The organism is Neisseria sp. P0008.S002, assembly GCF_051962805.1.
In the GTDB taxonomy this organism is placed as follows: Bacteria; Pseudomonadota; Gammaproteobacteria; order Burkholderiales; family Neisseriaceae; genus Neisseria; species Neisseria perflava.
Map to the genome: position 1 here is coordinate 96,771 of NZ_JBQCUY010000003.1, position 22,393 is coordinate 119,163.

31 protein-coding genes are annotated in these 22,393 nt (G+C 52.3%); all 31 read left to right on the top strand.

Features of this window, described 5'->3' with window-relative positions; translation table 11 throughout:
* Positions 1-167: 167 nt before the first annotated feature.
* The 31 genes from ACTHSA_RS04090 (at position 168) to ACTHSA_RS04240 (ending at position 22,386) form a co-directional block, all read left to right on the top strand.
* Positions 168-359, top strand: a complete 192-nt coding sequence (locus ACTHSA_RS04090) for a hypothetical protein (protein ID WP_141751115.1) — start codon at positions 168-170, stop codon at positions 357-359.
* Entirely contained in the window at positions 356-829 is a 474-nt protein-coding gene (locus ACTHSA_RS04095) for a DUF2335 domain-containing protein (protein WP_070646204.1), read from the top strand. Before ACTHSA_RS04090 ends, ACTHSA_RS04095 begins: the two co-directional genes overlap by 4 nt.
* 123 nt (positions 830-952) lie before the next feature.
* Positions 953-1,132, top strand: a complete 180-nt coding sequence (locus tag ACTHSA_RS04100) for a hypothetical protein (protein WP_082815512.1) — start codon at positions 953-955, stop codon at positions 1,130-1,132.
* A gap of 153 nt (positions 1,133-1,285) precedes the next feature.
* A complete protein-coding gene (locus ACTHSA_RS04105; RefSeq protein ID WP_070646201.1) occupies positions 1,286-1,684 on the top strand; it encodes a gp16 family protein in 399 nt (132 codons plus the stop codon).
* A 2-nt stretch (positions 1,685-1,686) separates the two neighbouring features.
* Positions 1,687-2,166 (top strand): Mor transcription activator family protein, encoded by a 480-nt coding sequence (locus tag ACTHSA_RS04110; RefSeq protein WP_070646199.1) that lies wholly within the window; start codon positions 1,687-1,689, stop codon positions 2,164-2,166.
* A gap of 162 nt (positions 2,167-2,328) precedes the next feature.
* Positions 2,329-2,874 carry an N-acetylmuramoyl-L-alanine amidase gene (locus ACTHSA_RS04115; RefSeq protein WP_070646196.1) on the top strand — a complete coding sequence of 182 codons (546 nt, stop codon included), beginning with the start codon at positions 2,329-2,331 and terminating at the stop codon, positions 2,872-2,874.
* Complete coding sequence (locus ACTHSA_RS04120) at positions 2,871-3,074, top strand: hypothetical protein (RefSeq protein WP_070646193.1); 204 nt, start codon at positions 2,871-2,873, stop codon at positions 3,072-3,074. Before ACTHSA_RS04115 ends, ACTHSA_RS04120 begins: the two co-directional genes overlap by 4 nt.
* Before the next feature lie 2 nt (positions 3,075-3,076).
* Positions 3,077-3,241 carry a hypothetical protein gene (locus tag ACTHSA_RS04125; RefSeq protein ID WP_021439337.1) on the top strand — a complete coding sequence of 55 codons (165 nt, stop codon included), beginning with the start codon at positions 3,077-3,079 and terminating at the stop codon, positions 3,239-3,241.
* A gap of 2 nt (positions 3,242-3,243) precedes the next feature.
* A complete protein-coding gene (locus tag ACTHSA_RS04130; RefSeq protein ID WP_002219316.1) occupies positions 3,244-3,480 on the top strand; it encodes a hypothetical protein in 237 nt (78 codons plus the stop codon).
* Complete coding sequence (locus ACTHSA_RS04135; protein WP_070695164.1) at positions 3,452-3,871, top strand: hypothetical protein; 420 nt, start codon at positions 3,452-3,454, stop codon at positions 3,869-3,871. Before ACTHSA_RS04130 ends, ACTHSA_RS04135 begins: the two co-directional genes overlap by 29 nt.
* Positions 3,768-4,085 (top strand): hypothetical protein, encoded by a 318-nt coding sequence (locus ACTHSA_RS04140; RefSeq protein WP_210398386.1) that lies wholly within the window; start codon positions 3,768-3,770, stop codon positions 4,083-4,085. Before ACTHSA_RS04135 ends, ACTHSA_RS04140 begins: the two co-directional genes overlap by 104 nt.
* Positions 4,082-4,411, top strand: a complete 330-nt coding sequence (locus ACTHSA_RS04145; RefSeq protein WP_063076057.1) for a hypothetical protein — start codon at positions 4,082-4,084, stop codon at positions 4,409-4,411. Before ACTHSA_RS04140 ends, ACTHSA_RS04145 begins: the two co-directional genes overlap by 4 nt.
* An 11-nt stretch (positions 4,412-4,422) precedes the next feature.
* Positions 4,423-4,689 (top strand): hypothetical protein, encoded by a 267-nt coding sequence (locus tag ACTHSA_RS04150; RefSeq protein ID WP_440366827.1) that lies wholly within the window; start codon positions 4,423-4,425, stop codon positions 4,687-4,689.
* A complete protein-coding gene (locus tag ACTHSA_RS04155; protein ID WP_049343850.1) occupies positions 4,686-4,883 on the top strand; it encodes a hypothetical protein in 198 nt (65 codons plus the stop codon). Before ACTHSA_RS04150 ends, ACTHSA_RS04155 begins: the two co-directional genes overlap by 4 nt.
* Positions 4,884-4,885: 2 nt before the next feature.
* Complete coding sequence (locus tag ACTHSA_RS04160) at positions 4,886-5,392, top strand: DUF1804 family protein (protein WP_004520456.1); 507 nt, start codon at positions 4,886-4,888, stop codon at positions 5,390-5,392.
* Positions 5,385-6,212, top strand: coding sequence for a phosphoadenosine phosphosulfate reductase domain-containing protein (locus ACTHSA_RS04165; RefSeq protein WP_141750523.1), 828 nt, complete (start codon positions 5,385-5,387; stop codon positions 6,210-6,212). The genes ACTHSA_RS04160 and ACTHSA_RS04165 overlap by 8 nt, the downstream gene beginning before the upstream one ends.
* On the top strand, positions 6,213-7,823 hold the full coding sequence (gene terL, locus ACTHSA_RS04170) for a phage terminase large subunit (protein WP_070695165.1): 1,611 nt from the start codon (positions 6,213-6,215) through the stop codon (positions 7,821-7,823).
* Positions 7,824-7,825: 2 nt separating this feature from the next.
* Entirely contained in the window at positions 7,826-8,023 is a 198-nt protein-coding gene (locus ACTHSA_RS04175) for a hypothetical protein (RefSeq protein WP_063076052.1), read from the top strand.
* 50 nt (positions 8,024-8,073) lie between these two features.
* Positions 8,074-9,519, top strand: coding sequence for a phage portal protein family protein (locus ACTHSA_RS04180; RefSeq protein WP_070646296.1), 1,446 nt, complete (start codon positions 8,074-8,076; stop codon positions 9,517-9,519).
* Positions 9,506-10,801, top strand: a complete 1,296-nt coding sequence (locus tag ACTHSA_RS04185; protein WP_440378812.1) for a phage minor head protein — start codon at positions 9,506-9,508, stop codon at positions 10,799-10,801. The genes ACTHSA_RS04180 and ACTHSA_RS04185 overlap by 14 nt, the downstream gene beginning before the upstream one ends.
* A gap of 3 nt (positions 10,802-10,804) precedes the next feature.
* On the top strand, positions 10,805-11,104 hold the full coding sequence (locus tag ACTHSA_RS04190; RefSeq protein ID WP_070646302.1) for a glycine cleavage system H protein: 300 nt from the start codon (positions 10,805-10,807) through the stop codon (positions 11,102-11,104).
* Positions 11,105-11,394: 290 nt separating this feature from the next.
* Positions 11,395-12,345 (top strand): hypothetical protein, encoded by a 951-nt coding sequence (locus ACTHSA_RS04195; RefSeq protein ID WP_070646305.1) that lies wholly within the window; start codon positions 11,395-11,397, stop codon positions 12,343-12,345.
* Positions 12,338-12,673 carry an oxaloacetate decarboxylase alpha chain gene (locus ACTHSA_RS04200; RefSeq protein WP_070646308.1) on the top strand — a complete coding sequence of 112 codons (336 nt, stop codon included), beginning with the start codon at positions 12,338-12,340 and terminating at the stop codon, positions 12,671-12,673. Before ACTHSA_RS04195 ends, ACTHSA_RS04200 begins: the two co-directional genes overlap by 8 nt.
* A 22-nt stretch (positions 12,674-12,695) precedes the next feature.
* Complete coding sequence (locus tag ACTHSA_RS04205; RefSeq protein WP_049335940.1) at positions 12,696-13,685, top strand: major capsid protein; 990 nt, start codon at positions 12,696-12,698, stop codon at positions 13,683-13,685.
* A gap of 58 nt (positions 13,686-13,743) precedes the next feature.
* Entirely contained in the window at positions 13,744-14,154 is a 411-nt protein-coding gene (locus ACTHSA_RS04210; protein WP_070646310.1) for a phage protein Gp36 family protein, read from the top strand.
* A 3-nt stretch (positions 14,155-14,157) separates the two neighbouring features.
* Positions 14,158-14,589: a phage virion morphogenesis protein gene (locus tag ACTHSA_RS04215; RefSeq protein WP_070646313.1), complete on the top strand. Its 432-nt coding sequence runs from the start codon at positions 14,158-14,160 to the stop codon at positions 14,587-14,589.
* Position 14,590: 1 nt separating this feature from the next.
* A complete protein-coding gene (locus ACTHSA_RS04220; protein ID WP_070646315.1) occupies positions 14,591-15,055 on the top strand; it encodes a phage tail terminator protein in 465 nt (154 codons plus the stop codon).
* A 12-nt stretch (positions 15,056-15,067) separates the two neighbouring features.
* On the top strand, positions 15,068-15,826 hold the full coding sequence (locus ACTHSA_RS04225; protein ID WP_070646318.1) for a hypothetical protein: 759 nt from the start codon (positions 15,068-15,070) through the stop codon (positions 15,824-15,826).
* 109 nt (positions 15,827-15,935) lie between these two features.
* The gene (locus ACTHSA_RS04230) at positions 15,936-19,991 is read left to right on the top strand and encodes a phage tail tape measure protein (RefSeq protein WP_070646321.1); all 4,056 of its coding nucleotides are present in this window, start codon (positions 15,936-15,938) and stop codon (positions 19,989-19,991) included.
* 103 nt (positions 19,992-20,094) lie between these two features.
* Positions 20,095-20,505: a hypothetical protein gene (locus ACTHSA_RS04235; protein ID WP_070646324.1), complete on the top strand. Its 411-nt coding sequence runs from the start codon at positions 20,095-20,097 to the stop codon at positions 20,503-20,505.
* Positions 20,506-20,550: 45 nt separating this feature from the next.
* Positions 20,551-22,386, top strand: a complete 1,836-nt coding sequence (locus ACTHSA_RS04240; RefSeq protein ID WP_249967815.1) for a hypothetical protein — start codon at positions 20,551-20,553, stop codon at positions 22,384-22,386.
* The last annotated feature ends 7 nt before the right edge of the window (positions 22,387-22,393 follow it).

Genomic DNA, 22,393 nt, shown 5'->3' on the forward strand with positions numbered 1-22,393 from the left:
ATATTTTTAATATAAAACACAATATGTTGTTTTTTCATGATGTAAGGTGGTAAGTAAATCCCGTCCGTTAGAGTTCGCTGGCGTTCACTAGGGTTCGCTTTATTTGAATGAATGTATTAGAATTATAAGAAGATTAACTTCGTTATTAACAAGTGATAGAAGGAAAGATGATGAAAATTACTAGACCAGGAAAAGCACTGCTGGCCGGATTCATTTCGTCTTTCGGCCTGATTGCAGCATCTACTGATGCTCCAGTCAAAAACAAACAAAAGAATGACCGTCAAGCATTAACAAACGATTGGTTGAGTATAGGCAGCGATTTTAGAAAAGCAGTCAAAAAGGTAAGTGCGACACGATGAACAATGAAGATGAATTAAAAAACCGCTCGACAGATACGGGCGGTTTGGTTTTTCCAGCACAAGAAGAGCAAGAGCTCTTAGAAAAAATAGAAGACCGTCCACGCTTAATTCAACAGATTATTGCCCGTCATCATCAGGGGCCTTTGCCTACCCCTGAAGACATGGTAAGTTACAATAACATTATTCCGAATGGTGCAGAGCGGATTATGCAAATGGCGGAAAAAGAGCAGTCTGCACGCTTACAATTTGAGACAAAGGATCAGGAAGAACGGTTTGAGTATCTAAAACAAGAGCAAAATATTAAAAAACGTGGGCAATGGTTTGCCTGTTGGTCAATTATTGTTTTTGCCTCTATTTCCGTTTATTTGATTTACAGCGGTTCGCCTACAGCAGGCGCGTTGTTGATGGGAGCTTCTCTTGCTACTGTAGTTTTGGCTTTTATTGCCGGACGTGGTCAGACGAAAGAATAAAATAGGGAATGATTAAAGGCCGTCTGAAATGGGGTTTAAAACCTGTTTCAGGCAGCCTTTTTGTTTGTAGTCATATTGCGTATAATCAAACAACATTTTGACTATATCATATGAGGATAAATCATGAAGAAACTATTAATTGCCTGCGTAACTTTGGCTTTGGTGTCGATGCCTTTAACTGTACAAGCTAAGGGCCGTCAGCCTTGTTCGGGTAAAAAAGGCGGTGTGTCGCATTGTGCGGGGGATAAGTTTGTATGCCAAGACGGCAGTATTAGTAAATCAAAACGTATTTGTGGCCGTTAATTAAGGTTTTGAAATTTTGGCTGTCTGAATTATTCAGACGGCCTTTTTTGTGCCTATCAGTTTCGCAAAAAAAAACATCGACTTAATACTATATATTGTATTTTATTGGTATAATATTCGCTAATTTATACTATATGTTGTATTGGAGAAATAATGCGCCGGGCGTTGATTGCGAAAATTAAGATTGCTCAAAAGGAGCTGGGCTTGGATGACGGTACCTATCGCGCGGTGTTGGAGCGCGTGACGGGCAAGCGGTCGTGTACTGAGTGCAGTATCCCTGAGCTGGAGCGCGTGGTCGAGGATTTGCGCCAGCATGGGTTTCAGCCGAAAAAGACAGCAGGCCGACGGCCGAACCGCCGCTCTTCCGCCGACCCGATGATGCGCAAAATCGAAGCCCTGCTGCTGGATAACGGCTGGACTTGGAATTATGCGCACGGTACGGCGAAAAAAATGTTTAAGGTTGACCGCGTGGAATGGTTGTCCGACGGCAATATGCACAAGCTGGTGGCGGCGTTGCAGATTGCGGCGAACCGAAGGAAGAAGGAGGAATAGGAATGAGTGTAAGTTGGGAAATGACAGAGCAGGACTTTGAGGATGTGAAACATCTTCTGCCGCAGAGCGTGGTAGCGATGATTACGGTCATCGGGCTTGAAGCGGCGTTTCACATGGTCAAGGTTTGGGGCGGGACGAATTACCCGATTTCCAATCGCCGCCGCAATACGCGCCAGAGCCGTATCTTACACGCACAACTGGTCGAGGACATTGGTGAGGAGGCTGCGGGACGATTGGAGCGAGCTTATGCCGGTCAGCCTTTCTTGGCCATTCCGCGCTGCTGGGACGCGATGCGCGAACTGCGCAACCGGTTCATCCGCCGCCAGTATGATGCGATGAGCGCGGAAGGTTTGAGCGATTTGTTTATTGTGCGCGAGCTGGTGCTGGCTCATCGGCTGTCTACGCGCAATATACGATACATTTTGAAAGAGGCCGACCGCGAGGCGGCGGCAAGAGCGCAGACGGATTTATTTGTAGCTTGATTGTGTTGTGTGTTTCTTGTGAGTGGACCTTTGCCCTGCTTTTTGCAGGGCTTTTTTTTGTCTGCGGAACAGTAAGTGCATTTGTGCCGACCGTCTTATGCCATCTGAAAAGGTTAAATAAGGTTTTAAAAATAAATTGTGATTTGATTTTCGGAGATGTTTATGGGCAAAACTGTAACTTTAACCGCCGGCCACAGCAACACCGACCCGGGCGCGTGCAACGGCTCCGACCGTGAGGCGGACTTGGCGCAGGATATGCGCAACATCGTGGCATCTATCTTGCGCGATGACTACGGCTTGACCGTTAAAACCGACGGCACGGGCAAAGGCAATATGCCGCTGCGCGAAGCTGTAAAGCTGATTCGCGGCTCGGCAGTGGCGATTGAGTTTCACACCAACGCAGCCGTCAGTAAGGCGGCGACAGGCATCGAAGCCCTGTCCACGCCAAAAAACAAACGCTGGTGTCAGGTGTTGAGCAAGGCTGTTGCGAAGGCAACCGGCTGGAAACTGCGCGGCGAAGACGGCTTTAAGCCCGACAATGCCGGCCAGCATACGCGTCTGGCGTATGCGCAGGCAGGCGGCATTGTGTTTGAACCTTTTTTCATAACCAACGACACTGATTTGGCCTTGTTTAAGGCTACTAAATGGGGCATCTGCCGCGCGATTGCGGACGCGATTGCGATGGAATTGGGAGCGGCGAAGGTATGAAAAAGTCTTTGATTGCTTTATCTATTGCCTATTGGGCAAAGTTGAAAAACGGTTTTGGCGTACCGCTGTTACCTGAAATCCAAATCACGCCAAGCCCTGTTCGGGTAGGCTCTTTGAAACAACATCCGAGCCTGCGCTTGGGTAAATCAGGCGTGGCGGCAGCCAAACGCGCAGCGCGTAAACGCAAGAATCGTCGTTAATCATGGGACAGGTTGAGTTTTACGAAAAGATGATTGAGCTATGGTCGGCCAAAAGCCGCGAGGCAAGCGAACAGGCAGACTTGGCTGCGTTCGAATTTGCGGAGGGCGAACTGGCCAATTATCAGGAAATGCTGAAACGGCACCTGCAAACCAAAAGTGTGGAATAGCAATGCGTATTTTGGATATTTTTAAAAACCCGGCGACAGGCAATGTGTCGCACTCGAAACTGTGGGCAAACGTTGCCTGCGCGGCGGGGACGTTTAAGTTTGTGATGTTGCCCGACCCGTCGGCGGAAATTTGGGCGGTGTATTTGGGCATTGTCGGCGGATATGCGGTGGCACGCTCGTTTGTCAGCGTGAAACGTCAGGAGGTCGAGAATGAATCTCGTGAAACTGCTGGCGAATAACTGGCAACCGATTGCCATCATCGCACTTATCGGCACGGGCTTGGCTGTGTCGCACCATCAAGGCTACAAGTCGGCTTTTACGAAGCAGCAGGCGGTCATCGACAAGATGGAAAAAGACAAGGCGCAAGCCCTGCTGTTGTCGGCTCAAAACTACGCCCGCGAGCTGGAACAGGCACGCGCGGAAGCTAAAAAATATGAAGTCAAGGCACACGCCGTCGGCATGGCTTTGGCGAAAAAACAGGCGGAAGTCAGCCGTCTGAAAACGGAAAATAAAAAGGAAATCGAAAATGTCCTTACTCAAGACCGTAAAAATGCAAGCGGTAATTGTATTGACGGCTTTGGCTCTCACGGCCTGCAGCTCTACAACCGCGCCCTCGGCTACGGAAATTAAAGTTGTCGAAAAGGCGGTCATGCCGACACCGCCTGCCGCGTTGATGGTCGCGCCGGTGCGCCCGAATCCGCCGAAAGACGGCAAGACGGCCACGCTGTTGGAACACGCCGCCGAGTTTGGCGGCTATGTGGCAGAGTTGGAAAACCAAAATCAGGCTTGGCGCGATTGGGTCAACAGTCAAGCGGCAGTTGACGGTTCGGAGGGCGCGCGATGACGACTTATCGTGATTTGGTACAACGCACGGTCGCCTGCCGCCATGCGGACTTGGAATTGGGCTTAAGCCGCGCACGCGAGCAAGAGCCGTTTGTCATTCATGTTTCCGACCTGTTGGATAAGGCAGGCATTGAGTACGCAGTGCGTATGGATAAGGATTTTCAGACGACCTTTTGTGTGGAGTTTTCGGCGACCGCCCCTGCTGATGTGATTGGTATTTTGCGTAAATATTACTCAGTCTTTTTTGACGGCCAAAAGGTCGAGGCGGCGAGCCGAAATCCCGAAGGCTATGCGGTGCGTATCGTATTCGGCGATGTGCCGGTTTAAAGGGGTTTTAAATGGACTTTGAATTTGGTTTTAAAACCTTGTGGCCGATTGCAACGGCGGCGTTTTGGTTTTGGGTCAACGGCATTTCGGGTCGCCTGAAAGAGGCGGACAAGCGCATCGACGACCTTAAAGAGGAGCTACACAATGTCAAGCTCTCCTATCACACCAAGCAGGACGCCAAGGCAGACAGCACTAATATTGCGGCGGCCTTGGAACGAATTGAAAACAAGTTGGAAAAAGTAAACGAAAAACTGGACAGGAAAGCGGACAAATCATGAGCGACCCGATTTTGGAAGCCTTGGCGCGTATTGAAAACAAGACTGATCAAACTCTGAAAAATCAGAAGGAAATGCAGGCGGAAATTGCACAAATCCGCCAAGACACGAAACGCACGGCCATTACATTCGGCGCGATCGGCGGCGGCGTGATTACGGTCGGCTGGGAATTGCTTAAAGCGAAAATGGGACTGTAATTATGGCTCACCCGCAAGAAATCCGTGAAAAGTTACGCCGGCTCTATGTGAGCGGCGAGCAAACTTTGGAAACGGCGGCCTTGATGTGCGAAATCCCGCAGGCCACTGCGCGTGCGTGGAAACGTGCGGATAAGGAAAAAGGCGACGACTGGGATAAGATGCGCGCCGCCTACACTTTGGCCGGCGGCGGTATTGAGGACTTGAGCCGTGCGATGTTGGCCGGTTTTATGGTGCAGTACAACAGCACGATGACGATGCTGCAGGATTCGAGTACCGAAGATTTGCCGCCATCGGACCGTGCGAAGCTGTTGGCCAGCCTGGCCGATGCGTTTACCAAAACCGTATCAGCCAATGCCCGTGTGATGCCGGAAACGTCAAAACTGGCGACGGCTTTGGAATTGATTGAGTTCTTGATGGCGTTTGTGCAAGAAAAACACCCCAAACATTTGCCTGCCTTTGTGGAGGTATTGGAGCCGTTTGGGGCGGAAGTGGAGAAGAAGTTTGGATAAAGAACCTTTGTTGATTAGTTTTTCCGGTGGTCGCACCAGCGCGTACATGACACATCTGATTATGAATAATCTTGGGTTGTTTACTAATTACACCCCATTTATTGTCTTTGCCAATACGGGCTGCGAACACGAACAAACGCTTGAGTTTATACATCAATGTGAGACAGTGTTTGGCTGGCCGGTAGTATGGTTGGAAGCGGTGATTAATTCTGAACATGGCAAGGGTACTCGGCATAAGGTGGTCAATTTTGAAATAGCATCAAGAAATGGCGAGCCTTATCAGGCGATGATTGCAAAATATACGATACCTAACGTATCCAACCCGCATTGCACAAGAGAACTAAAACTGGCAGTTATAAATTCGTGGGCGCGTGAGAAATTCGGTACGGCAGCCGTTGATACAGCTATTGGTATCAGAGTTGACGAATCGAGACGCATTAAGGCAGATGCTGTCCAAAGAAAAATTATTTATCCATTGGTAGATATATGGCCGTCTGAAAAGCAAGATGTTTTAGATTTCTGGAAAAAACAGCCTTTTGATTTAAACATCCCCGAATATTTAGGCAACTGTGTCTGGTGTTTTAAAAAGTCGGATGCCAAGTTACTTAATGCGTTAAATGATGCCTCCGAATACTTTGAATTTCCAAAAATGATGGAGCGGCTATATCCGAACGGTAGAGATGGCTCGCCCGTTTTTTTCTTTCGTCGGCATCGTACCGTTTCCGACCTTGAAAAATTAAAAGAAATTGTTGAACCAACAGTAAGTTATACCCATCAAGGTGGATGTTCTGAATCGTGCGAATTTTTACAGGCTGTCTGAATGAAGAACAAAGATTTCCTCAAATCCCTGTCCGTCCTTGCTGCCAGTCTGCGCCAAGTCATCGAAGCGGAAGTGGACGGCTTTGATGCGTCGCCCAAGGCTATTGCTGCACGCCGTACCAAGGTATTTGACCCGGTAGGCGGTTACGAATATTTCGTAAATACCTACTTCCCCCATTATATCCGCTCGCCTGAGAAATCCGAACTGCATGCGTTTTTATTCAGCCGTCTGCCGGAGATTATCCGCTCCCCCAAAGGGGAAAATGAGGCGGTGGGTGCGCCGCGCGGCGAGGGTAAATCGACGCAGGTTACCCAGCTGTTTACGCTGTGGTGTATTGTGACCGGCCAAAAACATTATGCCGTTATTGTGATGGACAGCATAGACCAGGCATACCCGATGCTCGAAGCCATCAAGGCGGAATTGGAATTTAATCCGCGCCTGAAAACCGACTTCCCAGAAGTGTGCGGACAAGGCCGTGTATGGCAGGCCGGTACGATTGTTACGGCCAATGACGTTAAGGTGCAAGTGGCCGGTAGCGGTAAAAAGCTGCGCGGTTTGCGTCACGGCCCTTACCGTCCTGACTTAACTGTTTTGGACGATATTGAGAATGACGAGCAAGTCCGCAATCCCGAACAGCGCGACAAGCTCAATGCGTGGCTGACTAAAACGGTATTGCCTCTGGGCGGGGTCGGCCAGAAATACGATGTGATCTATATCGGCACGATTTTGCATTACGACAGCGTACTGAATCGCACTTTAAATAACCCGTTTTGGCACGGTATTAAGTTTAAGGCGATGAAACGCTGGCCCGACCGCATGGATTTGTGGGACCGCTGGGAGGAACTTTTCCGCAACGACGGCGAGACGGTGGCCGAGGCGTTTTATCTCGCCAACAAAGACGAGATGGAGCGCGGCGCACAAACAAGCTGGGCGGCTCGCGGCGTACTCGCGCTGATGAAAATCCGCGCCCGCGACGGCCATGCGACATTTGACAGTGAGTACCAAAACGACCCGGTCAGCGGCGAAGATGCGCCGTTTGCCGAAAACATCAAATACTGGTCGGAATTGCCGGACGATTTGGTGTACTACGGCGCGCTCGACCCGTCATTGGGTAAAGCGGGCGCGGGGCGTGACCCGTCGGCGATTTTGGTCGGCGGTTATCAGAAATCAACAGGCCGTCTGTTTGTAACCGTTGCCCAAGTCAAAAAACGCCTGCCCGATTTGATTATCGAGGACGTGATCCGCATCCAAAAAGAGGCGCGGGTCAAGCCGGTATTGTGGGTGGTGGAGACGGTGCAATTCCAAGAGTTTCTCAAGGACGAGTTGATTAAGCGCGGGGCGCGTTTGGGTGTGCATATTCCGGTGCGCGGTATCAAGCCGTCATCGGACAAGATGTTGCGGATTGAGACCTTACAGCCACATATGGCAAACGGGCTGATTTTGCTCAACCCCGACCAAAAGACGCTGATTAGCCAGTTGCGTCACTTCCCGAAAGCCGACCACGACGATGGCCCCGATGCGTTGCATATGCTGTGGATGGCGGCAACGACGGGCAATGTATCAAACAGAGCGCGGGCGATTGATTTGCCTGTGCCGATGTTGGAGATTTAACAATGTGTGATGGAAAACGTATAACCGCTCGTGAAAAAGAGCTGACAGAGGATGTTGAGTACCTCGAGCGTGGTTTGGATAAAGCGATTGCACATCTGCAAGAGGTTGTCTCCTGCTATAAGGCTGGGCGGCTATTAAATCTACATTTTATTGTCGCTGGAATTGAAGGTTTTTTGGCGGCCCGTGGCGAAGAGTATTGATTTTAAGGTCGTCTGAAAACGGTTTCAGACGACCTTTGGAGTAAGAAAATATGTTCGGATTGATTAAAAGCGCAACGCGAAAAACCGCCATCAAGACATTGACGAGCGCGACCGAAGATGCGCTGGAAAGCCTGTTTTCCAATATGGAGGGCACGGACGCGCTGCTTTCGCGTCTCGGCGTGGACAGACAGCAGGCATTGGACGCGGTGGTAAGCGATGACGAGGTGGCTGCCTGTTTGGAGGATTTGCATTCCGCCATGCAGAACAAGGCGTGGCGCATTTATGGCGAGGACTTGAATGACGATGACAAAGACCGCTTGTGGAAAACGCTGAAACGCCATCTGCCCGCACTTGCCGAAATCGTGTTGACGGCGCGTTTGGGCGGCTATGGTGTCGGTCGGTACGTTTATCAGCCCGAACCCGACGGCTTTTTGACGATTAAGCATATCAGCAACAAAAGCGGCGAATTGGCGAAATACGTTCCCTACCGCGACGGCTCGCTGGTGTATCGCGGCACCGGCGGCGAGGAAGCCTGCAATACGGACGTGCTGTATCTCTTTATTACCCACCGCGCCACTTCAACCAATCCTGCGGGCGAAATGGCGGCGGCGCGGCTTTATGCGCCGGTTGCGTTGCGTAAAAAAGGCTTTATTTATGCGGCACAATTCATCACGCGCTACGCCCAGCCTTATCTGATTGCCAAAATCCAAGCCAACAGCAACGACGACCACGACAGTTTCATGAGCCGTTTTTACCGTTTTGTGAGCGGCGGCGCATTGAGTATCGAACGCGAAGACGATGTGATGATGCTGCAAAACAGCGCGGACGGTCAGGCATTCCGCCGACTGGAAAACCTTGCCAATGCGCGTATCCAAAAAACGCTGTTAGGCAAAGTTAAAACCAGCGACCTTGAGACCGCCAGCCGCGCGAGCCAAGAGACCGAAGAAAACAATCGCGACGAGCGTATCGGCGCGTATCTCGCTCTGTTCTCCCGCGCTGCACAGCACTTTATCGACGCGCTCGTGATGGTTAACAATGCCTACGGCAAGCCGATTAATGCGCCCAAAGGCGTATGGTTTGAGTTTGAAGACGAAATCAAGGTCGATAAAACCCGCGCCGAACGCGACAAGATGTATATGGATACGGGGCAGCTCGTGTTGACCGAAACCTACTACCGCGACATCTTGGGCTTTGAGCCGGAACATTTCGAGCTGCGCGACCCGAAAGCGTCGTCTGAAAACCCTGCGCCCGCCAAATTCAGCCTGCGCTTGTCTGACGCTCTTGCCCATAATGCGCCCGATACGGCGGAGCAGGCAATCACCCGCCCGAAAATGGAAGCAGTGTTGGGTTTATTGGAAAGCTGCAAAGACTACGCGGAATTTGAGGCAAAGCTGTCCGAACTTGATTTGAGCAAGGGCGACAATCTCTTGATCCAGCGTTTGGTTTCAGACGGCCTTTCGGCTTGGGCTGACGGAGCGGGCGATGGACGGGATTGAATACAACTTCACGGGGCTGGTCGATAAAGCCGCTTTCGAGCATTTCAAGGCTAAGAAAATCCTGCCCGGGTTTTCGCATTACGACGTTTGGCTGTATCAGCACAGCCTTGCCTTTACCGTCGCCAAGATGATGGACGCGGATATGCTTGCGGAGGTCAAAGACGCCGTCGAATCCGCGCAGAAAAACGGTACGTCATTCGCCGATTTTAAAAAGCGTTTAAAACCGTATTTGATGGAGAAAGGCTGGTGGGGCGAGCAAGTGATGACCGACCCGCTGGACGGCGAGCCGAAATTGGTACAGCTCGGCAGCACACGTCGTCTGAAAACCATCTTTAATACCAATATGCAAACCGCCTTTGCAGCGGGGCAGTGGCAGCGGATTCAGGCAAATAAAAAAGCCCTGCCGTATTTGCGCTACAACCATTCCGCCGCCGGGCATCCGCGCGACAGCCATAAACGCTACTACGGCTTAGTCCTGCCGGTTGACCACGATATTTGGAAGGTTATCTTCCCACCCAACGGCTACGGTTGTAAATGTTCGGTGTCCTCACTGACCCGTCGGCAGGCGGAGCGCGAGGGTATCAGCGGCGAGCCTGATGTGGATATGGTTGAGTTTACCAATCCGCGCACAGGCAAAACGGTATTGATACCCGACGACATCACGCCGAGCTTCGCGCACAACCACGGCGACCGATTGGGCGCGATGGACGCGCTGTTTGGCGAGAAAAACGGCGAAGAGGCTCTGGCCGCCATGATTGCCGAGCGTGAGGCGTGGCTGGACAAGCGGTATAGCGTGCCGTCTGATAAAGTGGCGGTGTTGGCTTTGTCAGACAAGGTGTCGGAAAAAGAAGTGCGTAGGCTGACAAAAGAGCAGTCTGCCAACAATACCAAAGACCACGAAGCGAGAGCTGCGGCAGCGTGGCAGGCTGAAACGGGCGACAGGCTGGAAGTGTTCGATTTGGCGGTAGAAAAAGGCAAAGGACAAGCCGATTATCTGATTGTTTCAGACGACCTGCCCCGTGAGAAATGGGTAAAACTGGATTTTATGTTTACCGAAAATCCCGAACGTGCGGAATTGATGAACCGTTATTTTGCGCACACCGCCGACGCATGGAAAGGGAAGGTTGACAATATTCAAGAGCATTTCAACAAAGCCGATATTGTCCCGCTTGATTTACGCCATCTGAATGCGGCAAACCGGCATAAATTGTTGCAGTATGTGTTATCATTGCCGAAAGAACAGCGGGATAAAGTCCGCTTATTGGTAAAAATATCGGAGTAAGTCATGCCGTCTGAACTGTATGTCAGCCGCGAAGTAAAAGTATTTTTAGGCGGGAAAACCGCCCCGTCCGAATTGTTGGACTATCTGTACCCGCGTCTTGCCGAAATCGACAAGGAAGCAGCCGACCAAATGCAGGGCGAGTTTTCGGGCTGCGTATTTTCGATTGCGGATTTGTCCGCTGCGGCATTCGCCCGTGTGCGCGGATGGATACTTGAGGCAGCAGAAAAGTCCGAGTGGATTAAGCCGTACAAGTCCGAATTGAAAGCCGCGCTTGAAGCTGATCCGAGATTTAAACCTGTATAACCCGAAGGTCGTCTGAAACCGTTTCAGACGACCTTTTTTCATAACCGCCCAAATTTCGCGTTTAAGCGCGTTTTATCGGTCAGGATAGGCAAAGATATATCCGAGAGTTTAAATGCAATCTGACACGATTCTAAAGCGGTTTTAAAGTGGGTATTTTCATATTTTACGCATGAGGATTTTCAAAGGCCGTCTGAAACCTGATATTCGGGTTTTAGGCGGCTTTTGCATTTGGATTGGGAAGTGAAATCCTGCCGTCCGTCTTTTTGAACTTGGCAAGGCAAAATGGAGCAATGGATACGAACAACACCCCCCTCAAAATCAAATTGTCCGCCGCGCTGCCGGTTGCCCTGGCGACCGGTGCCGACAAGGTGCGTACTTTTAAAGGCATTGCCAATTCGGGCAAGCCCTTCGGCTACGGCGATTATCAGACAGTCGTCGATTTGGCCCAGCTGTCACACAAAGCGTCCGTCCCCGTCCTGTTGGAGCATTCTCCCGTCAAGATGGCGGGCGTGTGCAGCCTGTCGGTAACGGCGGACGGCCTGATTGCGGAAGGCAGTCTGTTGTCCAACGAGTTTGGCACGCAGATCGCCGAAGCAGCCGACCAAGGTTTCCCTTGGGAAATGTCGGTTTACGCGCAGGCGGAATCCTACGAGGAGCTGGCGGCGGGCGCAGTATTGTCCGTCAACGGCAACGAGGTAACCGGGCCGGCCGTCATCCTGCGCCGTTGTGCGATACGCGAGGTGTCGTTTACCGCCGTCGGCGTGGACGGCGAGACGGAGGCGGTGGTGTTGTCGGACGGCAGTCCATTGCCGGATATTTTTAAACAACCTTTGGAGTTATCTATGACACCCGAAGAAAAGCAAGCGTTTGACGACCTGAAAGCGGAAGTCGATACGCTCAAGGCTGAAAAAGCCGAAGCCGAGAAAAAGCTAAAAGAAGCCGAAGCGGCTGCCAAGAAAAACCAAGTCAAGGCGAAATTGTCCGCCGCCGGCTTTAAGGAAGGCGAAAACGGCAAGTTTGAAGGCTTGTCCGACGCAACCATGACCGTGCTTTTGTCTGCCGACATCGAAGCGGCAGAAGCCATGATTGCCGATCTAAAGCCGAAAGCCACCCAGTCTGCCGTACCACCCGCACTGTTGAGCGAAGGCGCAGGCAAAGGCGAATCCGAACACACCGGCGAGGCGGAGGGCAAATTCTCCGTCGCCAGCCACAAAGGCTTATTGGGAGGTTCTTATGTCTAAAGTCAAAACCGAAATCTTAGGCCCTGCTATTTCCGACTTTTTGAAATACGAAGCGACGCCGTTGACGCGTGTGGCTGTTGCTGCCGATGCCGGTACTAAAGCGGGTAGTTTTGTGACGTATCCGCTACGCAATAAAAAACTTGTTGCTTTAACAGATGAAGCTGATGGGAAAGTTATTGTTCAGCCGCTCAATTGCATCATTGAGTGTAAGGATATTTTTATCCAAGCTAAAGCTGCATTTCAGTCCGCCGCGGTTATGGAAAAAGAAGGTGACGCGTATGGGATTGTTTACGTCAACCTGCAGAAATTCGGCGCATCTGATGCTTAATTATTTGAAATAAGGAAAAAATATGCCTTTATCTGACAACAGCAAATTTGGCGTGCAGGCTTTGACCACCGCCGTCAACAAAATCGACCCGGGCGCAAGCCAAATCCGCGAATTGGGTATTTTCGAACCCGAATATCTGACCACCACCTACGCCGACATTGAGTTCCAAGACGGCAAAGTCCACTTGGTAGCCAGCAAAGAGCGCGGTACGGCCGGCCAGGCGGTCGAAAGTCCGAAACGCACCGTGCGTACCGTCAAAATCCCACACCTGCCGATTCATGACGTCATCCGCGCGGACGACGTGCAGAACCTGCGTGCTTTCGGCACAACCCAAGCCGCGACCGTCATGGACAAGGTCAACGAAAAGCTGGCCGGCGGCAAATCCGACCTTGAATACACCCGTGAGCACCTGATGCTCGGCGCGTTGCAAGGCAAGATTTTGGATGCGGACGGCAGCGTGATTTTGGACATCAATACCGATTTCAAAGTGCAGCGCAAAACACAAGACATCGAATTGTCGAAAGATACGACCAAAGTCGGCGCGGTATTGGACAAGCTCTTGTCCGAACAACGCCAAAAATTCAACGGTGCGCAAGTGCGCGGCTGGGTTGTCTATTGCGGCATGGAGTTTTTGAGTGCACTCAAAGAGCATAAGTCTATCTTCGAAGTGTACAAACGCTTTGACGAAGCACGCGCCTACCGCGAAGGCGATACGCTCAATCCGACCGAGTTTGTCCACAAAGGCATCCGCTTTATCGAGTATGCCAACCATTTCGGCAGCGACGCCGACATCGGTGCGGACAAAGCCATTCTGCTGCCGGTTGGCCGCAATCTCTACAAAGAGTATTTCGCGCCTGCCGACATGAACGCGACCGTCAACACCCGCGCCCTGCCGTATTACGCCAGCCGCGAGAAGTTGCAGCATGACAAAGGCTGGAGCCTGCATATGCAATCCAATCCATTGCCGATTGCGCTGCGCCCCGAGTTGTTGGCAACGCTGACTATGTCTTAAACGGATTTCAGACGGCCTTTAAGGCAGTTTTAAAGGCCGTCTGAAAACGGAGGACGGCATGATTACCATCCAAGACATGATTACCCGCTTCGGTGAGCAGGAAATGGCGGAGCGGTCGAATCATGAGAACTACGAAACCATAGACGAAGCGGTGATGGTGGCGGCAATTGCCGACGCGGAAGAAGAAGCGGCAAGCTACCTTCGGGCGGCGAAACTGTTTTTTACCAACGACACCGCGCCGCAGGTTTTGAAAATCAAAGTCTGCGACATCGCCCGCTACTACCTCTACGACGATGCGGTAACAGGTATTGTCGAAGAGCGTTATCAGTCGGCAATCGCTTGGCTGAAGATGGTCGTCAAAAATCCGAATATGCTGGACGAAAGCCGAGTATCGGATGACCGCAGACCGTCAACGTGTGCCGTTTATGTGAATGCCGAACCCGATTTGCGGGAATGGCTGAAGGAGTAGGCAATGCGGATTACGGTATCGCACGACTTGTCGCGTATCGCCCAAAGCCTGAACCGCCTGTCGGGCAGGTTGAACGGCAGCCTTGAAGAGCCTTTGCGCGCTATCGGCGGCATCCTCGAATCTTCGACCCGCCGCCGTATCGCCGAAACCAAAACCGCGCCTGACGGCAAACGCTGGCAGGATGTCAGCCCCGCTACGGCAGAAGCCAAAAACGGACGCGGCGGGATTTTGGTGGACTACGGCAACCTCTTGGCAAGCATTACGCACGAGGCATCGGCAAAAAGCGTGATTACCGGCTCGGTAATGGGCTACTCGGTTTATGTGCAGGAAGGCACGAAAACCATGCCTGCCCGCCCGTTTTTGGGCTTGTCTTCGCAAGATTATCAGGACATTGACGATTTAATGTCCGATTGGCTGGAAGGATTGATTGTCTGATATGGCTTTAAAACAGCATGAAAACTTATTGGCGGTCTATCCCGAAATCCTAGGCCGTCTGAAAACCGTCAAAGGCATTAAGGCGGTCAAGGAGATTGGCGAACTTGCCGAGCTGCTCGCCCAAGGCGCGGCGAAGCGCAAAGCCGCCCCGCTGGACGGCGCGGTCTATGTCGTTTACGGCGGCTCAACCTTTGCCGACGAAGCGAAAAACGGCAAATTCCTCAAATCGACGCTGCACTTTACCTTCGTCCTCGCGCGAAGCTACACCGCCAACGGCAAATCCACGCTGTACGAGGTCGGCGAGACCCTGACGGCAATCCAACAGGCGTTTTCTGGCTGGGACGCGGGCGACGAATATGCCGTTACCCCTTTCCGCCGCATCGCCTCGCCATCCATCGAATACAACGACGGCTTTGCTTTTTACCCCATTTCATTCGCCTGCGACACCGTGCAGGCGGCAAACTAAAGGAGCTGCCACATGGCAAAACAAAACGACCACGGCTTAATTTTTGAGGGCGACGTCAAGGTGCGCAACCTCAATCAAAAAGGCTCGGGCTTTATCGAAATCGGCAACACCACCGCCCTGACCACGCAAACCAGCGTGGAAACCAAAGAGCGCGTGTCCAAGCAAAAAGGCACTTACGGCAGCGCACTCGACAGCCTGAAAACCGTCAAGCCCACCGAAATCGGCCTGAAACTCGACACCTTCGACAAAGACAACCTCGCGCTTGCCCTGATGGGCGAAGCCGCCGTCATCGCGGCTACGGCGGAGACCGTTACCGGCGAGACCGTGACCATCGGCAAAAAAGGCATGGCGTACAAACTGGCAAACGGCAACATCGACCCGGCTACCGTCAAAGTCAAAAACAAGTCAAACGCAAATGTTGATGCCAAGCATTTGGATATTAATGCCACCTTGGGCATGATTACCATCCTGCCGGCCGCCGATACCGTCAACGACGGCGAAAACATCACCGTCGACTACAAAACCCGCGATTCCGGCGGCTATAAAGTGTCCGCAGCCACCTTGTCCCGCTTGGATTTGGAAATCTACGTCGACGGCCGCAACCGCGTTACCGGCGAGACCGGCATCCTGCATATCCCCCATGCCGTACTGGCGGCGGACGGCAGTATCGACTGGTTCGGCGACGACTTTAATACGGCGGAATTCAAAGGCACGGCGGTGTTGGCTTCGGGCGAAACTTCGACCTATTCCTTCACGTCGTACAACAACTAAAGATTCGGTAATAAACAAAGGCCGTCTGAAACTGGCTTCTGCGTGTAGGCGCAGCGGCGGCAGGTTCCAGACGGCCTTTTTTAAACGGGTTTTAAAACAGGATTAAATCATGGCGAATATTCAGGCAGGTTTAGAGATTAAGGCGGGCGTGTCCGGCGTTGAAAACATCGACGCGCTGGCGCAGTCCATCGAGGCAGCGGGCATCGATACGGGCAAGCTGACCACCGAAGCGAAAGAGCTGGGCGCAACGCTGGCCAAAGCACAAGCGCAACAGGCGGCAATTGCAGAATATAAGGCGTTGTCGGCGGAATTGGACAATACCGCCAAAGAAATGCGCGCGCTGGACGAGCTGACCGCGACGTTGGAGAAATCCATGCGCGGCGGCGGTACGCAGCAACAGCAGGCCGATTTGGCGAAACTGCGTGCCGAATCCGAACGCCTGGCAAAAAGCGAAACCGAGCTGACAGGCAAGCTGTATGCCGCCCGCGATGCGATGTCGGTGTCGGGCGTGTCCGTCAAAAATCTTGCCGCCGAAGAGGCGCGCCTGTCGTCCGAATCCGCCGCCGCAACAGCGCAGCTCGACCGCCTGACCGCCGAAGCGCAAACCCTAAAAGCCATTGCTGATGCAAAAATCCAGCTCGGCATCGATACCGACGACAAGGCACGGCAGGAAATCCAAAAGACCAAAGACGCCTACGAATTGCTTAAAAACAGCGGCACGCTCTCGCATGAAGAATTAGCCCGGGCGGCGCAGTTGCAGGAAGGCAAGGTGCGCGAACTTGAAGCCAGCCTGAAAGGCGTGAAGCCGTCTATTTCCGAAATTGCCTCTGAAGTTCAAGGTTTGGTCGGTAAGGCAGGCGGCTTGGCGTTTGCCGCCAAAGAGGCGATGAAGTTTGAGACTGCGATGGCGGGCGTGAAAAAAGTCGCCGAAGGTACGGACGAGCAGTACGCCAAACTTTCAGACGAGCTGAAAAAAATGAGTGCGGAATTGGGCATTTCCGCCGCCGAAATGGCGGATCTTGCCGCTGCCGGCGGACAGCTCGGCATCCCGATTGAGAAGTTGTCGGAATTTACCGCCATCGCGTCTAAGATGTCGGTTGCCTTTGGCATGACTGCTGAAGAGGCAGGCAATGCCGCCGCGACGATTGCCAACGTGTTCCAGCTCCCGATTGGAGAAGTCGAGAAGCTCGGTGATGCCATCAACGTTTTGGGCAACAATACCGCCGCCCGTGAAAAAGACATTGTTGCGGCGATGGCGCGTATCGGCGGTACGGCCAAGCAGTTCGGACTGGCCGCCGACGAAGCTGCCGCGCTTGCCGACGCCTTTATCGCCTTGGGCAAACCGCCCGAAGTAGCGGCGACCGCCATCAATGCCATGCTGCAAAAACTGCAAACCGCGCAAAGCCAGGGCAAGGGCTTTCAGGCAGCCTTGGAAGGTATCGGTACGTCTGCCGACGAGATGGCAGCCAATATCGCCGCCAATCCGCAGCAGGCTTTAACGGACTTCTTGCACAAACTCGAAGGCTTGGACAAACAAAGCCGCGCCCTAATGCTCTCGCAACTCTTCGGCACGGAATACAGCGACGACATTGCCCTCTTGGTCGGCTCACTGGGCGAATACGAAAAGGCTTTGGGTTTGGTCGCTGACAAGGGACAAGTCGTCGGCGCGATGCAAAAAGAGGTGGCAAACGCCATGTCCACCAGCGAGGCGCAAATCAACAAAGCCAAGCAGGAAATCATCAACGTTGCCATCGAGGTCGGCGAAAAGCTGCTGCCTTTGGTGTCTCTATTGGCGAGTACGGCCGGCAGTGTGGCAAGCGCAATCGGAGCGATTACCGAAGAGTTTCCGGTTTTGACGCAACTTGCCACGCTGTTTGCAGCAGGCGCAGTTGCCGTCAAGGCTTATGAGGCGGCTGTCCGCCTGACTGGTGGTGCGGTATCAGCATCATTTGCGACCCAGCGTGTCGGAATTGAAGCAACCAAAGCATCTATCCTGTCGACCACTGTCGCTGCACGAGAGCTGGGCATTGCGCTCAAATCCGCTGCTGCCGGTAACGGTTTCGGTAATGGCGCGGCTGCTGCGGGAGCATTGGCTCAAAATCTCAAGACGGCGGCATCCAATGCCGGATTACTTTTTGCGGCTTTTGAGGTCGGCCGTGGTGTGGGCGGCTGGCTGCGCGAAAACACGGATTTAGCAAAAATTTTCGGCGATAACCTCGCCCGTATTCCTGCCATTTTGGATAGTCTGTTTACCACCGGCGGTCTCGACAAGTATCACGAGTTTTTCAAAACCGAAGCCCAAATTAAGCGCGAGTTGGAGATAGCGGATAAAAAAGCCCAGGAAGCTGCCGAAAAAGCCGCCGTCGCCAAGAAAAAAGCTGCCGAAGAAGAGGCAGCCGCCGTCAAAGCCCTGCAAGCCGAATATCGTGCGTCTGCAACAGAGTTGTCAGCGTTGGAACACAGTATGGCCGCCTTGCGTGCAGACGGTCGAGAAACCAGCGACTTTTACAGTGAGCTGGCAATCAAGCTGGAAAACGTGCGTACCAAAACCGCCGAACTGAAAGCCGAACTTGATAAGAAAAACGTCAAAATCAGCGCAGATACAGGCGAGCTTGCCGCAGCACAAAAAGCCCTTGAGGCTTTGGGTTTGACGGCGGAAGAGGTAACCACCGGCATGAGCAAAAAGGCGGCGGAAGGTATTGCCAATTTTTCGCGTGTCGCCTCTCAGTTTGGTAATGATGCCGAGCAGATGGGCCGGGTGTTTCAGGCCGCGCTCAAGCAGATGGACAGTAAAGAATCAACCGATGCTCTTTTGGCCGAATTGGAAAAGGTAGGCAAACAATCCGGGCTGACGGCCGAGGAAATTAAGAAAATCGGAGATACGGCAAGGGAGTCGACGGACAAGGTTGCCGACGCCTTCGCCAAAATCGGCGTGGACAGCAAGGCCGTGATGACAGGTATCAGCAGCGACGCGCGGCAGGCATTCGCTGATTTTCAGACAGCCTCGACAGAAGCGGCGGCCGCCGGTCAAAAAGATGCCAAGCTAATACAGGCAGCCTTTGAGGCCATGATGGGCAAACTTAAAAGCAAGGAGGAATTTGCCGAGTTTCAACACCAGCTCAAAGCCAGCGGAGACGCGGCACTGTTGACGCAGGAACAGCTTGCCCGGTTGGGCGACGCGGCTTCGGGCGGTGCGGAAAAAGCCAAAACCGCCTATCAAGGGTTAAATGATACTGCCGCTAAAACAGGCGAAGCCGCGAAAGCCGCGCATGAAAAAGGCTCGCAAGCGGCGGAAAACCATGCCCAATCGGTCAGAAAAGTGGCGACAGCCAACAAAGAGGCGGCAGCAGAGGCAGACAATGCAGCCAAAGCGGCAGCAAATGCGTCTAAATCGTTTAGTGATTACGGCTACCGTCTGACGCAAACGGCAGGCTTTTACAAGCTCAATAATGAGCAGCTAGATTTGATGAACCGACAGTTTTCCGGGATTAAGTTGGGCATGGAGGCCACATTCCGCGCTGCTCAGATGAAAGAGTACACGCAACAGATTTACAACGCGAATACCGCGATGCAAAGGCTGACCAATGCTGCTGCTCAAGGCGCAGTGACACAGGATATCTTGAACGATGCGGCCAGCGCGGCATCTCGTGCTGCCGATAAATTGGGGAATACTGAGCTGACAAAATTCCGCAATGCGATATCCGATGCCCAACGCCGGCTGAATGCCCTGCGTCAAGAAGCACATGATGCAACCCGCGCGCTTGAGGCCGAGCTTGCCGAGCTTAATGGTAATACGGAAGCGGTTTATTCTTTGCAGCAAGAAAGAAAAATCCGTGAGCTGCAACAAAAACTCGACAATGCCAACCGCCTCAAACAAACCGACGTTGCGCGCGAATATCAGCGTCAAATCGATTTGCAGCAACAGATTTACAACAGGCAGCGCAGCAAGCGCGCCGAATCTGCCGCGCAAGAGCAAGTCCGCAACCAAGGTTCGTATGGTAACAGTAATGCCGCCCAGCGGTTGCAACAAATCGGCAATCCGCAGGTTAATATCGACCCGGAAAAGCTTAACCAAATTTTGGCGCAGCGCGACCAAGCGGTTGCTGAGAAAGCTGTTAACGGTTTTATGAATAGTTTACAAGCTTCATTAAAGCGCACGACATAATTCAGACGGCCTGCAACCATCTGACTGCAACCATGCCAAGCCCCGATTTTCGGGGCTTTTGTTTTAATAGGGTTTTGAGAAAAATACGCAAAGGCCGTCTGAAATGGCAAATCAAGAATGGACGCTGAAACGGAAAGATACCGGCGTGGCCGTACATCTGCCGCAGGATATGCGCTGGGACGATGAATTTGAATGGAACAAGGTGGCGCAGGCCGCTCCGCAGCGCACCTTGTCGGGCGGATTGGTCATTCAACAAGGCATTAAGACAAACGGTCGCCCGATTACGCTGTCGGGCGATTGGGTGTGGCTTGATTTGAGTATCTTGCGTACGTTGCGTGACTGGACCGACGTCCCCGAATTGGAGATGACGCTGACGCACTACGACGGCCGCGAATTTAATGTTATTTGGCGTACGCACAACGCGGCTTTGAACAATGTCGAGCCGGTGCATTACTCAACGCCGGAAACGGATAGCGAGCGATACACCGCCCAGCTCTGCCTGATGACGTTTTAAGTTCGTCTGAAAGTAGGTTTAAACAGGATTTAAAAAGGTTTCAAAATGGAAAAAACAACGCGCCTGACGCAGCAGGATTTGCAGATTTACCCCAGCCAGCGCATGACCGATACGCCTGACGGCGGCGGTTTGATGGTCGGCCAGCCGCTGACGGGCGAGGATAACGAGATTTTTCCGCCCGTCTCGGACGTTGACCGCACGATGGGCAGCCTGGACGCGCGTCTGCTGTACCCTGCCGTTTTGCGTAACGACTCCGAGCCGCTTTACGGCGGTCATTTCGTCATTACCGAGCCGCCGACCTCTGAAAACGTGTCTTTTTTAGCGTTTAAGGCGCGCAACTACGGAGAGAGCCGCGCGGATATTATGCCGCGCATTGAGGCGTATTCTGTGCCGACAGTGGAGAGCCGCATGACGTTATTGGGTCGCCATTTGGCAGGCGTGCGCCTTGTGCAGGCGTATCAGCGCGTAGAGGCTCCTTTGCCGAAGGTTGGCGAGCGTTATTGTCTGCAATATGAGGATAAAACTGAAAATATGACGCGCCGTATCACAGAGTATTTCCGCATTATCAACATCGAAGACGAGGTGCGCATTTTTGAGATTCCAAAATCAAACGGTGAGGTCGAGGAAGTGCCGCGCCGTGTAGTCAAAATGGAAATCAGCAATCCGTTAACCCGAGATTTTGACGGTGTCGATTATCCGGTCAAAGGTTATGCCGCGCCTAAAGTTAAGATTTTAGAAACCCAAGTTGCAGATTCCGCGACTTATTATGGTGTCAAACCCGTGTCAGATGGCCTTTCGGCAGGAGATGCCGCGCTGACGGTGTCAAGCATTTACGAAAAGCTTGTACCGACCTCGACAGTCGAGACACCTTATGCGGACGAATACCCGGTTCCCGGTGAAGCATGGGTCGCCGCTGCGCCGGAAAAGCAGCTTTTTGCGGGGCGTGTCGATAGTGGAACCTTAACTTTGCCTTCGGCTGTTTTACCCGGCAGTATCAAGATTGGGAACTACACAGACAATGGCTTCGGTCAACTTAAAAGCGGGGACAATATCGTCAATGCCGATTACGCTCATGGGCGTCTGAGTGGTTTGCCGACAGGTTATTACACGGTAACTGCGGTTCCGGGTGCTAAATCGTCATCAGCGCGATATGCTTTTGCGGTAGAAATTAAAGAAACCAACCACGGTACATCATTTGCCCCTCTGCTTAGACCTAATCCTGCTTTGGGTAGTTTAAAAGTGTCTTTTATGGCTTTGGGCGTTTGGTATGTTTTGACCGATACAGGCGACGGCGTGTTACGGGATGAAGCCGGTAAAAGTGTAGGTACGGTATCGTCTGCAACAGGCAGTGTATTGCTTAATCTACCGTCTCTTCCGGATGTTGGCAGCCGTTTGGTGTTTCAATGGGGAGATTCCTCTGGTTTTACGTCTTTTGATGGTGGGAAGACGGGGGGGAATAATCTGCCCAAGGCGGCAAATGGGGAGTGCACTTATTCCCTAGGCCATCCAATTAAGCCGGGAACGCTGGTGCTTACTTGGCAAAATAACGGTAAAAAAAGCGCACGAGATGATGGAGCAGGAAAATTAACGGGCGATGCAACTGGCAGCGTGGATTATTTGAACGGCACGATTAAATTGCCGGCTTATATTGACTCTACTTCAGTTGATTATGTTTGTGATGAGCCTGATCGCATTCAAGTTGGCCTTGCTGATGGTCTTGGCTTGACCGCAGAGGAAAAAGGAGAGGTTTGGAATATCACACTGGGGACAGCGATACCTGATTGGCGCACTGTTTCTTTAACGGCTTTGGGAAGCTTTGAAGAATATACAAGTACAACTGTTTCAAACAGTTATTCTGGTTATGCGGCAGCATTGAGATAGGATAAAT